This window comes from Nitrospirillum guanabarense, from assembly GCF_034653355.1.
Lineage (GTDB): Bacteria > Pseudomonadota > Alphaproteobacteria > Azospirillales > Azospirillaceae > Nitrospirillum.
The window spans coordinates 874,896-892,333 of sequence record NZ_JAYEER010000003.1; the positions used below are offsets into that span (position 1 = coordinate 874,896).

Annotated in this window: 14 protein-coding genes and 1 CRISPR repeat array (1 of these 15 only partly in view); of the genes, 5 read left to right on the forward strand and 9 right to left on the reverse strand. The window is 69.4% G+C overall.

Annotated elements, in window-relative coordinates; genetic code table 11:
• Positions 1-422: a CRISPR direct-repeat array (repeat unit 36 nt; unit sequence AGCTTAGCCGATAGGGATTTGCGGTCCAGCCGCAAC) (it extends 867 nt beyond the left edge of the window).
• An 89-nt stretch (positions 423-511) separates the two neighbouring features.
• The 4 genes from adhP to UAA55_RS13325 all read right to left on the reverse strand — a co-directional run bounded on the left by adhP (position 512) and on the right by UAA55_RS13325 (position 4,655).
• A complete protein-coding gene (adhP, locus tag UAA55_RS13310; protein ID WP_416235192.1) occupies positions 512-1,540 on the reverse strand; it encodes an alcohol dehydrogenase AdhP in 1,029 nt (342 codons plus the stop codon).
• Positions 1,541-1,631: 91 nt separating this feature from the next.
• Complete coding sequence (locus tag UAA55_RS13315) at positions 1,632-1,997, reverse strand: chaperone modulator CbpM (protein ID WP_322953313.1); 366 nt, start codon at positions 1,995-1,997, stop codon at positions 1,632-1,634.
• Between the two features lie 3 nt (positions 1,998-2,000).
• Positions 2,001-2,960 carry a DnaJ C-terminal domain-containing protein gene (locus UAA55_RS13320; RefSeq protein ID WP_322953314.1) on the reverse strand — a complete coding sequence of 320 codons (960 nt, stop codon included), beginning with the start codon at positions 2,958-2,960 and terminating at the stop codon, positions 2,001-2,003.
• 6 nt (positions 2,961-2,966) lie between these two features.
• Positions 2,967-4,655 (reverse strand): bifunctional aminoglycoside phosphotransferase/ATP-binding protein, encoded by a 1,689-nt coding sequence (locus UAA55_RS13325; RefSeq protein ID WP_322953315.1) that lies wholly within the window; start codon positions 4,653-4,655, stop codon positions 2,967-2,969.
• Positions 4,656-5,026: 371 nt separating this feature from the next.
• On the opposite strand from UAA55_RS13325, the gene UAA55_RS13330 reads away from it, so the two are divergent.
• From UAA55_RS13330 to ppdK, 3 genes are all read left to right on the forward strand, one after another.
• Entirely contained in the window at positions 5,027-5,941 is a 915-nt protein-coding gene (locus tag UAA55_RS13330; RefSeq protein ID WP_322953316.1) for a glycine--tRNA ligase subunit alpha, read from the forward strand.
• A gap of 3 nt (positions 5,942-5,944) precedes the next feature.
• The gene (gene glyS / locus UAA55_RS13335) at positions 5,945-8,074 is read left to right on the forward strand and encodes a glycine--tRNA ligase subunit beta (RefSeq protein ID WP_322953317.1); all 2,130 of its coding nucleotides are present in this window, start codon (positions 5,945-5,947) and stop codon (positions 8,072-8,074) included.
• A gap of 240 nt (positions 8,075-8,314) precedes the next feature.
• Positions 8,315-10,999 carry a pyruvate, phosphate dikinase gene (gene ppdK, locus UAA55_RS13340; RefSeq protein ID WP_322953318.1) on the forward strand — a complete coding sequence of 895 codons (2,685 nt, stop codon included), beginning with the start codon at positions 8,315-8,317 and terminating at the stop codon, positions 10,997-10,999.
• An 80-nt stretch (positions 11,000-11,079) separates the two neighbouring features.
• Here the strand turns inward: ppdK and UAA55_RS13345 are convergent, their stop codons facing one another.
• Positions 11,080-11,871, reverse strand: a complete 792-nt coding sequence (locus UAA55_RS13345) for a substrate-binding periplasmic protein (protein WP_322953319.1) — start codon at positions 11,869-11,871, stop codon at positions 11,080-11,082.
• A gap of 60 nt (positions 11,872-11,931) precedes the next feature.
• Positions 11,932-12,420, reverse strand: a complete 489-nt coding sequence (locus UAA55_RS13350; RefSeq protein WP_088873899.1) for an Lrp/AsnC family transcriptional regulator — start codon at positions 12,418-12,420, stop codon at positions 11,932-11,934.
• 138 nt (positions 12,421-12,558) lie between these two features.
• Here UAA55_RS13350 and UAA55_RS13355 point away from each other — a divergent pair, with 138 nt between their 5' ends.
• Both UAA55_RS13355 and UAA55_RS13360 read left to right on the forward strand, forming a co-directional pair.
• Positions 12,559-12,918: a hypothetical protein gene (locus tag UAA55_RS13355; RefSeq protein WP_145608790.1), complete on the forward strand. Its 360-nt coding sequence runs from the start codon at positions 12,559-12,561 to the stop codon at positions 12,916-12,918.
• A complete protein-coding gene (locus tag UAA55_RS13360; RefSeq protein ID WP_322953321.1) occupies positions 12,915-13,199 on the forward strand; it encodes a hypothetical protein in 285 nt (94 codons plus the stop codon). The genes UAA55_RS13355 and UAA55_RS13360 overlap by 4 nt, the downstream gene beginning before the upstream one ends.
• A gap of 142 nt (positions 13,200-13,341) precedes the next feature.
• Here the strand turns inward: UAA55_RS13360 and pnuC are convergent, their stop codons facing one another.
• Genes pnuC through UAA55_RS13375 form a run of 3 tightly spaced genes read right to left on the reverse strand, consistent with a single transcriptional unit; the run spans position 13,342 to position 17,332 of the window.
• Positions 13,342-13,917, reverse strand: coding sequence for a nicotinamide riboside transporter PnuC (gene pnuC, locus UAA55_RS13365; RefSeq protein WP_322953323.1), 576 nt, complete (start codon positions 13,915-13,917; stop codon positions 13,342-13,344).
• Between the two features lie 26 nt (positions 13,918-13,943).
• Entirely contained in the window at positions 13,944-15,131 is a 1,188-nt protein-coding gene (locus UAA55_RS13370; RefSeq protein ID WP_322953324.1) for a phosphotransferase enzyme family protein, read from the reverse strand.
• Between the two features lie 17 nt (positions 15,132-15,148).
• On the reverse strand, positions 15,149-17,332 hold the full coding sequence (locus UAA55_RS13375) for a TonB-dependent siderophore receptor (RefSeq protein ID WP_322953325.1): 2,184 nt from the start codon (positions 17,330-17,332) through the stop codon (positions 15,149-15,151).
• Between the last annotated feature and the right edge of the window lie 106 nt (positions 17,333-17,438).

A 17,438-nucleotide genomic window follows, 5' to 3' on the forward strand; every position in this document is an offset into this window, starting at 1 on the left:
ATAGGGATTTGCGGTCCAGCCGCAACGCCGCCGCCGTCGATACCAACCACCGCAACAGCTTAGCCGATAGGGATTTGCGGTCCAGCCGCAACGCGGATCAGCTCGAAAGGCAATAGGAACATAGCTTAGCCGATAGGGATTTGCGGTCCAGCCGCAACTGCAACTGCGCCGTCGCGTTGACGACACCCAGCTTAGCCGATAGGGATTTGCGGTCCAGCCGCAACGGGCGACAGGTAGCTGGCGACGCCGCCGCTAGCTTAGCCGATAGGGATTTGCGGTCCAGCCGCAACAGCCGCACCACCAGGTCGCTGGCGGACATGAGCTTAGCCGATAGGGATTTGCGGTCCAGCCGCAACCCTATGCGGCGGCATACACGCTGAATGCCTAGCTTAGCCGATAGGGATTTGCGGTCCAGCCCGCCGCAGGTCTAGCCGCCTCACATGGGTTGTGCGATGAGGTGAGGGAGAAAGCATCATTCGTCCCAACCCCATCGCGACCCAAGCCTGAGACCCTACACCCTCACCACCACCCGGCCGTTCACTGTTCCCGCCCGCAGGCGGTCGAAGATGGTGTTGATGGCGTCCAGGGGCTGGACCTCCACCTCCGCCTTCACCTTGCCCTCGCCGGCGAAGGCCAGGGCTTCGGCCAGGTCGGCGCGGGTGCCGACGATGCTGCCGCGCACGGTGATGCGGTTCAGCACCACGTCGAAGATGGGTAGGCCGAATTCGCCGGGCGGCAGGCCGATCAGGGCCACGGTGCCGTGGCGGCGGCTCATGCCCACGGCCTGGGTGAAGGCGGGCCGGGACACGGCCGTCACCAGCACGCCATGGGCGCCGCCGATGTCGCTGTGCAGGCGCTTGGCCGGATTCTCCGTCAGGGCGTTCACCGTCAGGTCGGCGCCCAGCCGCCGGGCCAGATCCAGCTTGTCGTCGGCCACGTCGATGGCGGCCACGTGCAGGCCCATGGCCTTGGCGTACTGAACGGCCACATGGCCCAGCCCGCCGATGCCGGAGATGGCGACCCACTGGCCGGGGCGCGCCTCCGTCTCCTTCAAACCCTTATAGACGGTGACGCCGGCGCACAGGATGGGGGCGATCTCCTCGAACCCCACGTTGTCCGGCAGGCGGCCGACGAAGTTGGGATCGGCCAGGACGTATTCGGCATAGCCGCCGTTGACGGAATAGCCGGTGTTCTGCTGCGCGGTGCACAGCGTCTCCCATCCCGTCAGGCAATGCTCGCAATGGCCGCAAGCGGTGTAGAGCCAGGGCACGCCCACCCGGTCGCCTTCCTTCACGGTGGTGACGCCGGCGCCCACGGCGGCGACATAGCCCACGCCCTCATGGCCGGGGATGAAGGGCGGCTGCGGCTTCACCGGCCAGTCGCCGTCGGCGGCGTGCAGGTCGGTATGGCAGACGCCGCTGGCCTGGATGCGCACCAGGATCTGGCCGGGGCCGACTTCCGGCACCGCGACCTCGCGGATGTCCAGGGGTTTACCCAGGGTGTGGACGACGGCGGCCTTCATGGTCCGGGGCAAAGACATGGGGAATGGTCCTTCCTATCGAGGGGCGAACGGGCAACCGTTCGTTCGCCGACAGGAGATACCGGTGGGCCCGGTGCGGCCTTGAGATGGGTCAAGGACCGGGCGAATCTTCCTCTTCCGTGATCGCCAGAACCGCTTGGCGCACGTCGGCCGGCAGGCGGTCCAGCACCCCGGCCACGCCCCGCAGGGCGGCGCGCAGGCTGTAGACCTGGTCGATCAGCGACAGCACCAGGGGCAGGGTGTCGTCGGCCACGCCCATGTCGTGGCGCAGGTCGCGGATCAGCCCCACGCGGGCGACGTCCACGGGGTGGAAGCGCCAATCGTCCGCATGCTCCGGCGCGCGGTCGCCGTCGGGGCGCACCCAGCCTTGCGTCACCCACCAGCGGATCTCCTGCACGCCCACGTCGGGGAAACGGGCGCTCACGGCCTCCAGCGTCAACAGGGTCAGCGTGCTCATGGGTCAGGTTCCCTCACGGTCCAGGTCAGCCAGGCCGGCGCGCGGGTTGGTGTCGTGGCGGGGCGTCCAGCCTTCCAGGAAGGCCGCCAGCTCCGGCTCCTCTCCGGCCGGCAGCGCCACCTTCAGCTCCACCACCTGGTGGCCCTCGCGGATGCCCCGGCCCTTCAGGCGCAGGCGGGTGCCGCTGCTGGAGCGGGGCGGGATGGCCAGCATGACGCTGCCGTGGATGGTCGGCACCTTGACCTTGGCGCCCAGCACCGCCTCCTTCAGCGTCACCGGCAGTTCGATGATGATGTCGTCGCCGTCGCGGCGGTAGAGCGGGTGGGGTGACACCGTCACCTCCACGAAGGCGTCGCCATGGGGGCCGCCGTTCACGCCCGGCCCGCCCTTGCCCGCCAGGCGCAGCGCCTGGCCGTCCTTCAGCCCGGCGGGGATGTTGACGTCCAGCACCTGGCCGCTCGGCAGGGTCAGGCGGCGGGTGGCGCCCCTGGCGGCGGTCAGGAAATCCACCGTCAGGGAATAGTGGGCGTCCTGGCCTTTCAGCGGGAATCCGCCGGCGCGGCCGGCTCCGGCGCCGCCGCCCTGATTGAAGGCGCGGCGCAGCAGGCTTTCCAGGTCATCATGGTCGAAGCCGCCGAAGTCCTCGGCGCCGGCGGAATAGCGGCCGTGCCCGCTGGCGAAGGGATCGCCCGCGTATTGCCGGTAATAGCCGCTTCCGCCGGCGGGCCCGCGCGGGGGCGTCTCCGCCCCGGTGGCATCGATCTCGCCCCGGTCGAAACGCGCGCGCTTCTCCGCGTCCGACAGCAGGGCGTAGGCGGCGGAGATCTCCTTGAACTTGGCCTCGGCCTCCGGCTTGTCCGGATTCAGGTCCGGATGGTGCTTCTTGGCCAGGGCGCGATAGGCGCTGCGGATGGTCTTCTCGTCGGCGTCGCGGGCGACGCCCAGCAGGGCGTAGGGATCCACCGGGGGCTACCTCATTCCAGGGGATGGGCCAGGCGATGCGATCATGCGGCCGGTCGGGGGGCGGCCGCCAGTGGGACAACCAGACTTGGCTGGGCCCGCCGGGGGCCGCAGCAGGGCTTCCGCCTGGTGCAGCACGGTGGCCGGGGTGGGCCCGGCGTCCAGGATAGCCCAGCGCACCTCGCCGGCGCCCTTGCGCATCTGGTCTAGCAAGACAGGCATATCCGCGTCAGACGCATCCCGCGCGGGCCCCTCGCCCCGGCGGCGCAGGCGTTCCGCCAGCACTTCCTCCGGCGCCTGCAGCCACAGGCCGGTGAAACGCGCGTGGGCCTGGGCCGCCACATCCGCCGCCAGGGCGCGTTCGGCGGGATCGGCGAACACCGCGTCCAGGATGACGCTGCGCCCGGCGGCCAGGCAGGCGGCGGCCTGGGTGCGCAGCCGGTCGTACACGGCGGCGCTGACCGCCGGGCTGTAGGCCTCCGCCGTCAGCGCTTGCTCCGGCGCCACGCCGAACAGCTGCTTGCGGATGACGTCGGTCCGCAGGACGCGGGCGCCCGGCGCCGTGCCCAGCAGGGGGGCGAGATCGCGGGCCAGGGTGGACTTGCCCGTCCCGCTGTAGCCGCCCACCGCCACCAGGCGCGGCCGGTCGCGGCGCAGGAAGTCCAGCGCCAGCTGCAGGTAGCGATCGGCCTCCACCGCCCCGGCCGTCTTCTGCGTCGGCGTGGTCTGGCGCCGCGCGGCCGCGGCCGTCACCTGGGCCCGCACGCCGGCCCGCACCGATAGGAACAGGGGCAGGGCCGGCAGGCCGCCCAGGGCCTGGCCCTCCCGGCCCGGCATATCCTCCCCCGTCAGATCCAGGTAGCGGTTCAGCACCAGGCTGGCCAGGTCGGCGCGGTCGCGGAAACAGAGGTCCATCAGCAGGAAGGCCAAGTCATACAGCACGTCCGTGCGGGCCAGGCTGGGGTCGAACTCGATGGCGTCAAAGGGCGTGGGCGTCCCGTCCACCAGGCAGACGTTGCCCAGATGCAGGTCGCCATGGCAGTCGCGCACCCGGCCGGCGTCGCGCCGGGCGTCCAGCAGGGCGCCTTGCGCCGCCAGGGCCGCCTGCGCCTTGGTGTTCCAGGCGCGGATGTCGGGCCCGGCGAAGGCGTCGCCCGGCTTGAGGTTGGCGCGGGTGATGGCGATGGCCTCACCCAGGCCCTTGGCGCCACCCCCGTCGGTGCGCCCAGGCTGCGCCCGGTGCAGGCGGGCCAGACGGTCGGCCAGGTCCAGCATCAGTTGTGGGGTCAGGCGCCCCTGGGTCGCCATGCGGTCCAGCAGCGTGTCCTGGTCGAAGCGGCGCATGACCAGCAGCCAGTCCACCACCTGGGCGCCGGGCAGCGGCGGCTCATCCTCCCCCGCCGCCCATTCCGGCCCCAGGGTGAGGCCGTCGGGGGCCCGCAGCACGGGCTGCAGGCCCAGGTACAGGTTGGGGGCGAAGCGCCGGTTCACCGCCAGCTCCGCCAGGCAGAAATGCCGCCGCCGGTCCACCGTGGAATAATCCAGATAGGAATAGCGCACCGCGCGCTTCAGCTTGTAGGCACGGTCGCCCGCCAGGAAGACGTGGGAGATGTGGGTGTCGATGCGCTCCACCCGCCCCCTGGCGCCGAAGGATTCCGGATGGGCCAGGAAGGCGAGCGTCTCGGTCTGGTCGTCCATGGGGCAAACTCCAAAAAGAAGGCTGGGACCCCTGGCGGATGCGGCGCCAAAGGTTCCTCTGGGAAAAACGATAGGCCCGATGGCGGTTCCACCGCCTTGAGCGGGATCAAGCGGCGGTACATCCGTTTCTTTGCGGAACTGGCGCCGCGCGGAACCTGTGGCATTCGCGAAATCCGACCTGCCGGCGAAACCTTCGGGCCACACCCCCGTCAAAACGGGGCGCGCATGCGGGAAACGCGCCGGTCGGCGCCTTGATTTGGGGTTCGCCCGCCTTGTAAGGTGCGCCGCAACGCAACAAGGGGCCGGGGAGGACGGGTTTTCGGACCCCAAAAGTTCCTTTTCCGCCCTTCCAGTGTGAAGACGGTCAGGCAATGGCGGCCTCAGGCGCGGCGAAGCTCAGTTTCCAGGGACTTATCCTGACGCTCCACCAGTTCTGGTCGGAGCAGGGGGCCCTGATCCTCCAGCCTTATGACATGGAGATGGGGGCCGGCACCTTCCATCCCTCCACCACCTTGCGCGCCCTGGGCGCCACGCCATGGAAGGCCGCCTTCGTGCAGCCGTCGCGCCGGCCCAAGGACGGCCGCTATGGCGAGAATCCCAACCGCCTGCACCAGCATCACCAGTACCAGGTGATCCTGAAGCCCTCGCCGGCCAACGTGCAGGAGATCTACCTGGAAAGCCTGCGCCGCGTGGGCATCGACCCGGCGCAACACGACATCCGCTTCGTCGAAGACGACTGGGAAAGCCCCACGCTGGGCGCCTGGGGCCTGGGCTGGGAGGTGTGGTGCGACGGCATGGAGGTGACGCAGTTCACCTATTTCCAGCAGGTCGGCGGCATCGAGTGCGAGGTGGTGGCGGCGGAGCTGACCTACGGCCTGGAACGCCTGGCCATGTACATCCAGAACGTTGAGAACGTGTACGACCTGGATTTCAACGGCCAGGGCGTGAAGTACGGCGACGTTTATCACCGCAATGAGCGGGAGCAGAGCGCCTATAACTTCGAGGCCGCCGACACCGCCATGCTGCTGCGCCATTTCGAAGACGCGGAGCATGAGTGCGCCGAGCTGCTGAAGCGCGGCCTGGCCTGGCCCGCCTATGAGCAGTGCGTCAAGGCCTCGCACAACTTCAACCTGCTGGACGCGCGCGGCGTCATTTCCGTGGTGGAGCGGCAAAGCTACATCCTGCGGGTGCGCAACCTGGCCAAGGCCTGCTGCGAGGCCTGGGTGGCTGGGGATAAGAAAGTCGACTGGACGCTGCCAGGCGCCGGCGCCGTGAAGGGGGCCTGAACCATGGCCGAGTTGCTGATCGAGCTGTTTTCCGAGGAAATCCCCGCCCGCATGCAGGTGCGCGCGGCCGATGACTTCAAGCGCCTGGTGACGGCCAAGCTGGTGGATGCCGGCCTGGCCTTCACCGACGCCATCGCCCATTCCACCCCGCGCCGCCTGACCCTGGCCGTCACCGGCCTGCCGGTGCGCCAGGCCGACGTGCGGGATGAGCGCAAGGGCCCGCGCGTCGGTTCCCCCGACGCCGCCGTCCAGGGCTTCCTGCGTGGCGCCGGCCTGACCAGCCTGGACCAGTGCGAACAGCGCGACACGGGCAAGGGCGTGTTCTGGTTCGCCGTGGTGGAAAAGCCGGGCGGGGCCACGGTCGACGCCCTGCCGGGCATCATCGACGCCGCCATCCGCGAGCTGCCCTGGCCCAAGTCCATGCGCTGGGGCAACAACACCTTCCGCTGGGTACGGCCGCTGCAGTCCATCCTGGCGCTGTTCGACGGCGCGGTGGTGCCGGGTTCCCTCACCCTGAAGACGGCCGAGCCGGCGCCCGAGGCGTCGGAGGGCAACGTCTGCCTGGGCGGGGAGCCCACGGCCGTCACCCTGCCCTATGGCAACACCACGCGCGGCCACCGCTTCCTGGCGCCGGGCACGCTGACCATCACCGATTTCGCCGATTACCAGCAAAAGCTGGCCGGCGCCTTCGTCGTGCTGGATCGTGAGGCGCGCAAGGCCCGCATCCTGGAACAGGCCAACACGCTCGCCGCCGCCGAGGGCCTTACCCTGCGCGACGATCCCGGCCTGCTGGAAGAGGTGGCGGGCCTGGTGGAATGGCCGGTGGGCCTGATCGGCACCATCGACCAGGCCTTCATGGACGTGCCGGCGGAGGTGCTGACCACCTCCATGCGCACGCACCAGCGCTATTTCGCCCTGGAGACAAGTGACGGCAAGCTGGCGCCGCGCTTCATCCTGATGGCGAACCGCACCACCGAGGATGGCGGCAAGGCCGTCGTGGCCGGGAACGAGCGCGTGCTGCGCGCCCGCCTGTCGGACGCCAAGTTCTTCTGGGACCTGGACCGCAAGGTGCCGCTGGAGGACCAGGCCAAGAAGCTGGCCGACATCACCTTCCATGCCAAGCTGGGCACCACGGCGGCCAAGGTCCACCGGGTGGAAGGCTTGGCGGCCGTCATCGCGCGGGCCATCCATGCCGACGTGGACGCCACCCGCCGCGCCGCCCGGTTGGCCAAGGCCGACCTGGTGACCGGCCTGGTGGGCGAATTCCCCGAGGTGCAGGGCGTCGTCGGCCGCTACATCGCCTATGAACAGGGCGAGAGCGCCGCCGTGGCCGAGGCCATCGCCGACCATTACAAGCCCCTGGGCCCCAGCGACAGCTGCCCCACCGCCCCGGTCTCCGTGGCGGTGGCGCTAGCCGACAAGATCGACACCCTGGTGGCCTTCTTCGGCATCGATGAGAAGCCCACGGGGTCCCGTGATCCGTTCGCCCTGCGCCGTGCCGCCCTGGGCGTCATCCGCCTGGTTGTGGAGAACGGCCTGCGCCTGGACCTCGGCGACCTGTTCCTGGTGGCGCGCGGCCAGCTGGCCCTGGACAACGCCGCCTTGGACGGCGAACTGCTGGCCTTCTTCGCCGACCGCCTGGTGGTTGCCCTGCGCGAAAAGGGCGTGCGCCACGACCTGATCGCGGCCGCGCTCGCCGGCCGGGCCGAGGGCGACCTGGTCCGCCTGCTGGCCCGCGTGGACGCGCTTGCCGGCTTCGTCAACACCGACGATGGCGCCAACCTGCTGGCCGCCTTCCGCCGCGCCGCCAACATCCTGCGCATCGAGGAAAAGAAGGACGGCCACGCCCATGATGGCGTGCCGGACGCGGCCTTGCTGCAGGTGGATGAGGAAAAGGCGCTGGCGGCGGCGCTGGATGCCGCGCGCACGGCGTCGGAGCCGGCGCTGGCCGCCGAGGACTATGTGGGCACCATGGCCGCCCTGGCCAGCTTGCGCGGCCCGGTGGACGCCTTCTTCGACAAGGTGACGGTGAACGCCGACGATCCGGCCCTGCGGGCCAATCGGCTGTGTCTGCTGGCCGGTATCCGTCGCACGTTGAACCATGTGGCGGACTTCTCGGTCATCGAGGGTTAAGTCGCGGGGGCCGGGAAACCGGCCCCCGTTTTCGTTTGGCGCTTGCGGTCACAATCTTGGCCCTTCCGTTGGCCAGGATAGTCTGCAAGGCTTTGATTTCAGTACGCGTGACAAAACGGGGCCCGGCTTGACCGGATCCTGAAAAAACACAAATCGCAGTGAAAACTTCGGGGAAACTGGCGAGTGGCGGCCCATAAGCGAACCGGCCGCGGCTCCGCCGAACTCATCGGGTGAGGAACCATGAGCGTGTCCAAGTGGGTGTACAGCTTCGGTGATGGCAAGGCCGAGGGCCGGGCCGAGATGAAGAACCTTCTGGGTGGCAAGGGTGCCAACCTGGCGGAGATGAGCAATCTGGGATTGCCCGTGCCGCCCGGCTTCACCATCACCACCGAGGTCTGCACCTGGTTCTATGACAACGGCCGCCAATACCCGGCCGAGCTGAAGGACCAGGTGGCCGCCGGCCTGAAGGCGGTGGAGGGCATCATCGGCGCCACCTTTGGCGATGCCGGGAACCCGCTGCTGGTCTCCGTGCGCTCCGGCGCCCGCGCCTCCATGCCCGGCATGATGGACACGGTGCTGAACCTGGGCCTGAACGACGTCACCGTCCGGGGCCTGGCCAAGCGCGCCGGCGACGAACGCTTCGCCTATGACAGCTACCGCCGCTTCATCCAGATGTACGGCAACGTCGTCCTGGACGTGGACCACCATCATTTCGAAGAGATCCTGGACAGCCACAAGCGCGACCGGGGCCTGAACTACGACACCGACCTGGAAGCCGGCGATTGGCAGACGGTGATCGAGGGCTACAAGGAGGTGGTGCAGGAAGCCTTGGGCCGCCCCTTCCCGCAGGATGTGCAGGAACAGCTGTGGGGCGCCATCGGCGCCGTCTTCGGCAGCTGGATGAACCAGCGCGCCATCACCTATCGCAAGCTGCACGATATTCCGGCCAGCTGGGGCACGGCGGTCAACGTCCAGGCCATGGTGTTCGGCAACATGGGCGACGACTGCGCCACCGGCGTGGCCTTCACCCGCAACCCGTCCACGGGTGAGAACGCCTTCTACGGCGAATACCTCATCAATGCCCAGGGCGAGGACGTGGTGGCCGGCATCCGCACGCCGCAGCACCTGACCATAGCCGGCCGCGAGGCCAACGGGTCCGACCTGCCGGCCATGGAAGAGAGCATGCCGGAGGTGTTCCAGCAGCTGGACGCCGTGCGTCTGAAGCTGGAGCGGCACTACCGCGACATGCAGGACATCGAATTCACGGTACAGCAGAAGAAGCTGTACATGCTGCAGACCCGCAACGGTAAGCGCACCACCGCCGCGGCGCTGAAGATCGCCGTGGACATGGCGCGGGAAGGCCTGATCGATGAGGCCGAGGCCGTGCGCCGCATCGAGCCCAAGTCGCTGGATCAGCTGCTGCACCCCACCCTGGACCCCAAGGCCGAGCGCAAGATCATCGCCAAGGGCCTGCCGGCCAGCCCGGGTGCGGCCTGCGGCAAGGTGGTGTTCTCGGCGGATGAGGCGGAGCGCCAGTCCCAGATGGGCGAGGCGGTCATCCTCTGCCGCGTGGAGACAAGTCCGGAGGACATCCACGGCATGCACGCCGCCGCCGGCATCCTGACCACCCGCGGCGGCATGACCAGCCACGCGGCGGTGGTGGCGCGCGGCATGGGCCGGTCCTGCGTGTCGGGCGCCGGTGAGCTGCGCATCGACTACAAGACCGGGGTCATGACCGTGCGGGGCGAAAAGATCGCCGCCGGCGACGTCATCACCATCGACGGGTCGACCGGCGAGGTCATGCTGGGCCACGTGCCCACCATCCAGCCGGAACTGTCCGGCGACTTCGCCACCCTGATGGGCTGGGCCGACCGCTTCCGCCGCATGAAGGTGCGCACCAACGCGGAAACCCCGCTGGACGCCCGCACGGCGGTGAAGTTCGGGGCCGAGGGCATCGGCCTGTGCCGGACCGAGCATATGTTCTTCGATACCGAGCGCATCGTGGCCGTGCGCGAGATGATCGTGGCGGAGACCGAGGCCGGCCGCCGCGCCGCCCTGGCCAAGATCGCCCCCATGCAGCGCCAGGATTTCGTGGAGCTGTTCCGCATCATGGCCGGACTGCCGGTCACCATCCGCCTGCTGGACCCGCCGCTGCACGAGTTCCTGCCCAACAGCGAGGCGGAGATGGACGAGGTGGCCAAGGCCGCCGGCACGGACATCCAGCGGGTGCGCCACCGCGCCCTGCAGCTGCACGAGGCCAATCCCATGCTGGGCCATCGCGGCTGCCGCCTAGGCATCTCCTACCCCGAAATCTATGAGATGCAGGCCCGCGCCATCTTCGAGGCGGCGGTGCAGGTGGGCAAGGACGGCCAGACCGTGATCCCGGAGATCATGATCCCCCTGGTCGGCACCAAGAAGGAACTGGACATCCTGAAGGCCGTCATCGACCGGGTGGCCGGTGAGGTGAAGCAGTCCTCCGGCGTGCGGATCGACTATCTGGTCGGCACCATGATCGAGCTGCCGCGCGCGGCCTTGCGGGCAGCGGAGATCGCCCAGTCGGCCGAGTTCTTCAGCTTCGGCACCAACGACCTGACGCAGACGACATTCGGCATCAGCCGCGACGACGCCGCCAGCTTCCTGCCGGATTACCAGCGGGCCGGGATCTTCGAGCACGACCCCTTCGTGACCCTGGATACCGAGGGTGTGGGCGAACTGGTGTCCATCGCCGCCGAACGGGGCCGCAAGACCCGTCCGGAAATCAAGCTGGGCATCTGCGGCGAGCACGGCGGCGACCCGGCCTCCGTCTATTTCTGTGAGAAGGTGGGCCTCAGCTACGTCTCCTGCTCCCCCTACCGCGTGCCCATCGCCCGCCTGGCGGCGGCGCAGGCGGCGCTGATGGGCGAGAAGCCCGCCAGCGAGGCGTAAGCGGCCGTTTCGCGTCGAAGGTTGAGGGCGGCGGGGGCGACCCCGCCGCCCTTATTCTTTGGGCGCCCGGGAAAGCGGCGTCAGCTCCCCGTGGCCGCCTTCTGGAAATGCCGGCGGGCGATCGCGTCCAGCCGGCCTTCGCGGTACAGGGCCTCGGCCGCGTCACGCAGGATTGCCGTCTCGGGGGCGTCGCGGGTGGCGGGGTCGCAGGACAGCCAAGCCTCCATGGTGCTGACCTGCACGCGGTCGCCCAGCTGGTCGGTCAGGTTGTTTTCCCGTGCCACCACGTCGATGACGGAGGAGATGCCCATCACGGCGTTCACCCGGCCATGGGCCATCATGCGCAGGCCGTTCAGCATGGACGGCACCGTCTGCACGGTGAGCCCGTATTGCTGGATGACCGGGATCAGGGCCTGGGTGCCCGTGGCCGTCACGGCCACCGGGCCCACCGTCCGTAGGTCATCGGGCCTCGCCAGCGTCACGCCTTGCCGCGCCACCGCCACCAGCTGCGTCCCCATGGTCAGGGCCAGGGGCACGATGGCCCGGTACGGGTCGCGGATGGGCACGGCGACCATGCCATAGACCTTGGGGCCGCCCGGCGGCCGTTCCCGCGCCAGCTCGGCATACACGCGCACCACCGGCAGCAGCTCGACGGTGGCGCGGATGCCCGCGCGGTCCAGGATGGCCTGCGCTTGCTCCACCACCAATCCCCTAGCCTGGCCGTCGGCGTCCCGCTCACCCAGCACCGGCAGTTCCGGCACCAGCACGCGGATGGGCTGGGGCGCCGTCTGCGCCGCCGCGATACCCGACCCCATGCCACTGGCGGACAGCGCCAGCAAGAGCGACAGGATGGTGCGGCGGGTGGGGGTCATGGTGTGGGCACGCCGGCGGAGGGGATTGCCCGGTCAGATGGTCAAGGCCCCCTGCCTGGACTACCCCAATTCAGCGCGCAGCTGCCCTAACGGCAGTGCAGTCGTCTCCTTGACGGTCGACACTGCCATCATCGAATTGATTTCGCGCACGCCAGGCAACTGCGACAGCTTCTTGAAGAACAGGGCTTCATAGGCCTCGACGTCTTTGGCGACGATGCGCAGCAGGAAATCCACCTGGCCCATCAGCACGAAGCACTCCAGCACCTCCGGTATGTCGGCGATGGCGCGGCGGAAGGCGTCCAGGCTGTCGCCGGCGTGCGCCTCCAGCTTCACATGAGCGAAGACCAGGAAGTTCAGGCCCAACTCCCGCCGGTCCAGCAGGGCCACGCGCTGGCGGATCAGCCCCGTTTCCTCCAGCCGCTGGATGCGGCGCCAACAGGGTGATTGCGACAGTCCCACCTTGTCGCCCACGTCGGCGGCCGAGGCGGCGCCGTCCTGTTGCAGCACGTCGAGGATCTTCCAATCCAGCCCGTCCAGCTTGTGCCGCATGATCCATCTCCATATGGCCGTTTTAAAACATGAGTCATGTTGATGATGGCGATTTCGAACAGTCTTCGCAAAGACTATGCGCGCCTTCGTCGCTATTGTTGCTCTCATCGGAACACGATTTGTTGAAGAGCCGCCACCATGCCCCCCCTGGATTGCTCCCCCGCCGACTATGCCGTCCTGCATCCCACCCTGACGCTGGTGCGCAGCGGCGATGGTTTCGTGGCCCTGGCCGTGAACCGCGCCGGCCCGGTGGACGTGACCCTGGATTGGAGCCGCCTCGACCCGCTGGAGAACACCGACGGCCTGGACGCCGCCATCGACTACGCCCTGTCGGTGGCCCGCCACCGGGGGGAGGCCGACCGCCGCGCTGGCCGACCCTGGGCCACGGCCCATGCCGTCGTCGTCGGGTATGAGGGGGACGCGGCCGAGGCCGCCGTGCGCCGCGCCGTCGCCGTGGCCGCCGTGCCGGTCGCAGGATTGCCGGAGACCCGGGTATGACCGTCGCCGTTGCCACCGCCGCGCCGTCGAACGCCAGCCCCGTCATGCTGTCGGTGGCGGCCGACGCCAGCCCTGGCCTGCTGTCCCGTCTGATGGGCACGCTGGCCCGCCTGGACATCGTGCCCCTGCACGTCTACGCCCGCCACCGCGCCGACCAGCCGGGCGAGGACATGCTGGAGGTGGACATCCAGCTGCCCGACACCGCGTCGGCCTACAGCGAGCGCGTGGCCGCCCTGTTTCGCGGCGTGGTGGGCGTGCATCAAGTCGCGGGGAGTATTTAGGCGTCCCTCAGGCGCCGGGCGGCCGCATCCGCGGCCTGGGCTTGTCCTCAGTTTCCAGTCCACTGCGTTCCCCGGAAACCTCCGGCGGCTGCGGTCGCAGCCTACAGCGGCATGGGGCCATGCCGCTGGTCCGAGACTTAAGTTACAAAGGCTGCACGGCTGGTGCTTCCGTCCCAACCCGCCAGCTGCGCAGGCCCAGGATGGCCAGGACGATGAAGGCGGCGTAAAGGCCGGCGGTCAGGTACAGGTCCTTGACCATGTACATGGCGACATAGACCACGTCGACGGCGATCCACAGCCACCAGTTGGCGATGTGCTTGCGCGCCGTCCAGTATTGCGCCACCAGGCTGAAGCCGGCCAGGGTGGCATCCAGATAGGGTAGGGAGGCGTCGGTCCACCGGGCCATGGCCAAGCCCAGGACGGCGCTGGCGACACCGCCGGCGGCCAGGCCGAGGATGGCGTCGCGGGCGGATAGGGGACGCACCACCACTTGGCCGTCGTCCTGCACCCCCCGCCACCAGCAGATCCAGCCATAAACAAGGAAGGCGCCGAACACGGCCTGCAAGGCCATGTCGGAGTACAGCTTGGCCTCCAGGAAGACCACGCCATAGAGCGCGACGGAGGCCAGGCCCAAAGGCCAGCACCACAAGGACCGGCGGGTGGTGGTCCAGACGGCCAGCGCGCTGACGATGACGGCGACGATTTCCAAGGGGGACATGGGGGCAAGCGCGCCGCTGTTCGGTGTTACAGGGTCAGGTCACGGATGAAGGCCAGCAGGCCCTGGCCGTCGGCCCCGTGGAACCAGGCGGCATGGCTCAGAAAATAGCCCTCGTACGCCAGGCCGGCGTTCTCCGCCGACCGGGTGACGCCGTGGAAGTAGTCGGTCTCCGCCAGGGCGAATTCCGCATGCGCCAGGGGCAGCAGGGCCGCCAGCGCCTGGCGCCGCGGCGCGTCCAGGGGACTGACGGCATGGTATCCCGCCATCAGCGCGGCTACCTGGTCGTGGTGCACGGTGGGCTGCCGCCCTTCCGTCAGGGCCAGCCATTCCACCGTGTTGCGTTCGATGGCCGTGGCCAGGTCGTAAAGCGCCGTGGTGCGGTCGGCCAGGCCGAAGTCCAGCACCGCCGCCACGCCGGCCGTGGGGCCGGCATCCGTCCAGGTAAGGTTGGATGCGTGCGGGTCGTTGTGCGTCCACAGGCTGGGCAACCGGTCCAGGTGCGGCCGCAGCGCGTCGTGGAAGGGCAGCAGCAGGCGCTGGGTGTCGCGCCGCCAGGGGCGGGTCGACAGGTAATCGGCCAACGCCGGGCGGGCCGCCACATAATCCGCCATGGCCGCCAGCGGGTCGTCGCCGGAAAACAGGTTGAAGCCTGAGACCAGGGCCTGGCCCCGGCGGTGCGGCCGGTCGAACCCTTCCGCCGCCTGGTGCAGGCGGGCCAGGGCAGCGCCGGCGGCGCGCGCGTGGCCGACGTCGCGGAAGGGGGTCCAGGACAGGGCGTCCCGGTACAGGTCCAGGCCCGGCGCCAGCCCGTGCACCTCATAGGTCCACTCGCCCAGGGTCAGGGCGCGCGCCCCGGTCGCCGTCGCCAGCACGTCGCAGATCCGCACGCCCAGGGGCGCGCCGCGCCGGCGCAGATGGTCCATGAAGGCGTGCTCATCCTCCAGCTGGGCGGCCGTGCGCACCCGGACATGGTGGCGCTTCACGAACACCGCCGCACGCGCCCCACCGGCCGTCGCCACCACCGAGGCGGCGGAAAAGGGGCGGGGGCTGTGGCTCAGGATGCCGCGCACCGTGCCGGCGTCCGGGTAATGGCGCAGCAGGCCCGCCACCTCCGTCCCCGTCAGGGGCGGCCAGTCGGGCAGCACCGCGCCCACGCCCATGCCGTGGGCATGGTGCAGGTTCTGTGACGTGGACCGGGCGAGGGAGGCGCTCATGAAGCGGGCAAAAGACCTTACAGGGAATACTGCAGCGTGAAGCGCGCCGTGCGCGGCGCCCCCAGATGCAGATAGGCGTCGCCGGCGCTCTCGCCAACATCTTTCCAGTAGCGCCGATCCAGCAGGTTGTCGACCGACAGCCGCAGGGTCAGCTTGTTGTCCAGCGCGCTGGGGGCGTAGCGCAGGCCGGCGGTGAACAGATGATAGGCCGGCGCGGTGGCCACGGCGTCACGCGCCGCCGCCCGCTCACCCACGTACTGCCAGCCGGCCAGCAGGGCCAGCCCGTCCAGGTGCGGCAGGGTATAGTCGGCGTAAAGCGCGGTGCGCACGTGGGGCACGTTGATGGCCTGGTGGCCGTCATAGCTGGGCGTGCCGGTGCCATAGGCCACGGCGTGCATGAAGGTGGCGCTGGCCGTCAGGCGCAGGGCCTCGGTCACCTGACCAGCGGCGTTCAGTTCCAGGCCGTCGTGCCGCTCCGTCCCCTGGCGCACATAGGTGAAGCCGTATTCGCTGTCGTCGGGCTTGGCGTACTCATACGCCTTGCTCAGGCGGAAGACGCTGGCGCCCAGCAACAGGCCGTTCCAGTCGTACTTGGCGCCCACCTCATCCTGCCAGGACAGGGACGGCGACAGGATCTCGCTGGCGTTGGTGGCCCAGGCCGGGGCCTGGCCGCCCAGGGACAGGCCGCGGGAATGGCTGGCGTACAGGGTCACGGTCGACAGCGGCTTGTAGACCAGGGCCACCTGCGGCAGGGGCAGGGTCTCCGCCGTGTTGCGGACGGTGGCGTGGTCGATGTCGTAGGCGCGCTCGCGCAGGAAGACGGTGCGCACCCCGGCGTCCAGCTCCAGCCCCGTCACCAGGGCGCCCAGGTCGATGCGGTCCATGGCGCTGATCGCGTACTGGCGGCTGTCCAGCCGTTCGTAATTGGCGCCGGGATTGTTGGGCGAGGGCGCGAAGGCCAGCGGCGTGGGGTTGTAGATGTTGTCGCTGCCGACATAGTCATAGACGTAGTCGGTCTGCGTCACCGTGCGGCGGAAGACGCTGGCGCCCAGGGTCAGGCTGTGGCCGATGGCGCCCGTCGCCACCTTGCCCAGCAGCTGGGCCTGGGCCTGGTCATCCTCCCGCGCGTCGTTGGGGCTGCGGTAGTCGTAGACGTCGAAATCGCCATTGGGCGCGAAGTAATAGCCGGGCGAGTTGCCGGCGGCACACCTGGCCACATAATAGCAGCCATAGGCGAATGCGACGTTGTCGTCGATGACCGTGCGGCTGTGGCCCACCTGCACCGTCAGGCGCCAGTCGTCGCTGAAGCGGTGCTCATACTGGCCGGACAGGTTCAGGGCATTGATGGTGACGGGCTTGGTCCAGGACTGGGCGCCCAGCATGCGCGAGGGCGGCACCGTGTCCAGCGCCGGCAGGGTGGTGCCGCCCAGCAGCTGATAGCCGGAGACGGAGTGCTGCACCCGGCGCTGGTACTCCAGGTCCAGGGTGAAGGTGTCGTCCTGCGTCGCCCGCCAGTCGCCGGCGATGGACCCGAAATTGCGATAGCCGTCGGCATGGTCGACGTAGCTGGCGATGTCCTCATGCGCCGCGTTCAGGCGCAGGCCGTACTGCTTGCGCGCGCCGAACAGGCTGCCGACATCCACCGCGCTATAGAACCCGCCGCGGTTGTCGGTGCCCAGGGTCAGGCTTTGCACGTCGGCCGGCCGCTTGGTGACGTAATCGACCAGCCCGCCCGGGGCCACCACGCCGGCGTCCACCCCGGCCAGGCCCTTCAGGAACTCCACCCGTTCCTTGTTCTCCAGCGCCACCGGCTGTTCGCCGGCGATGGTCAGGCCGTTGATCCGCAGGCCGGTGGCCAGGTCCAGGGGGAAGCCCCGGATGGCGATGTCCTCGTAATAGCCCTCCGGCGCGTAGTTCTCCCCGATCGAGGCGTCGTTGCGGATCAGGTCGCTCAGGCGCCGGGCCTGCTGGTCGTCCATCAGGTCGCGGGTGACGACGCTGACCGAGGCCGGGGTGTCCAGCACCGTGCCGGCGGCGCCGAACTGGGTGTCGTTGGCGCGGAATCCCTGGTCGCGCACGCCGGTGACGATGACGGTGGCCGGCTGATCGGCCGGCTCGGCCTGCGCGGCCCCGGCCATAACCAGGGCGATCACCGCCACGGAGTGCATCAGGCGGGCTTGGCGGCGGTGGGAAATCGTCACGGGACTGTCATCCTGAAAGGGCGGCACTGCCGTGCCCGCCGCTGGACGCGCGGGGTGGGGCAAGCCACGAACTGCATTGGGATTGGCGGCTTTTTGGCGGATTCCC

What these genes read in the sequence shown, in the direction of transcription:
- UAA55_RS13345 (WP_322953319.1), bottom strand. Translation starts at nt 11,871, where the DNA reads ATGACCCCCACCCGCCGCACCATCCTGTCGCTCTTGCTGGCGCTGTCC.
- UAA55_RS13350 (WP_088873899.1), bottom strand. Translation starts at nt 12,420, where the DNA reads ATGCGGCACAAGCTGGACGGGCTGGATTGGAAGATCCTCGACGTGCTG.
- UAA55_RS13370 (WP_322953324.1), bottom strand. Translation starts at nt 15,131, where the DNA reads ATGAGCGCCTCCCTCGCCCGGTCCACGTCACAGAACCTGCACCATGCC.
- UAA55_RS13360 (WP_322953321.1), top strand. Translation starts at nt 12,915, where the DNA reads ATGACCGTCGCCGTTGCCACCGCCGCGCCGTCGAACGCCAGCCCCGTC.
- UAA55_RS13330 (WP_322953316.1), top strand. Translation starts at nt 5,027, where the DNA reads ATGGCGGCCTCAGGCGCGGCGAAGCTCAGTTTCCAGGGACTTATCCTG.
- glyS (WP_322953317.1), top strand. Translation starts at nt 5,945, where the DNA reads ATGGCCGAGTTGCTGATCGAGCTGTTTTCCGAGGAAATCCCCGCCCGC.
- adhP (WP_416235192.1), bottom strand. Translation starts at nt 1,540, where the DNA reads ATGTCTTTGCCCCGGACCATGAAGGCCGCCGTCGTCCACACCCTGGGT.
- UAA55_RS13315 (WP_322953313.1), bottom strand. Translation starts at nt 1,997, where the DNA reads ATGAGCACGCTGACCCTGTTGACGCTGGAGGCCGTGAGCGCCCGTTTC.
- ppdK (WP_322953318.1), top strand. Translation starts at nt 8,315, where the DNA reads ATGAGCGTGTCCAAGTGGGTGTACAGCTTCGGTGATGGCAAGGCCGAG.
- pnuC (WP_322953323.1), bottom strand. Translation starts at nt 13,917, where the DNA reads ATGTCCCCCTTGGAAATCGTCGCCGTCATCGTCAGCGCGCTGGCCGTC.
- UAA55_RS13355 (WP_145608790.1), top strand. Translation starts at nt 12,559, where the DNA reads ATGCCCCCCCTGGATTGCTCCCCCGCCGACTATGCCGTCCTGCATCCC.
- UAA55_RS13325 (WP_322953315.1), bottom strand. Translation starts at nt 4,655, where the DNA reads ATGGACGACCAGACCGAGACGCTCGCCTTCCTGGCCCATCCGGAATCC.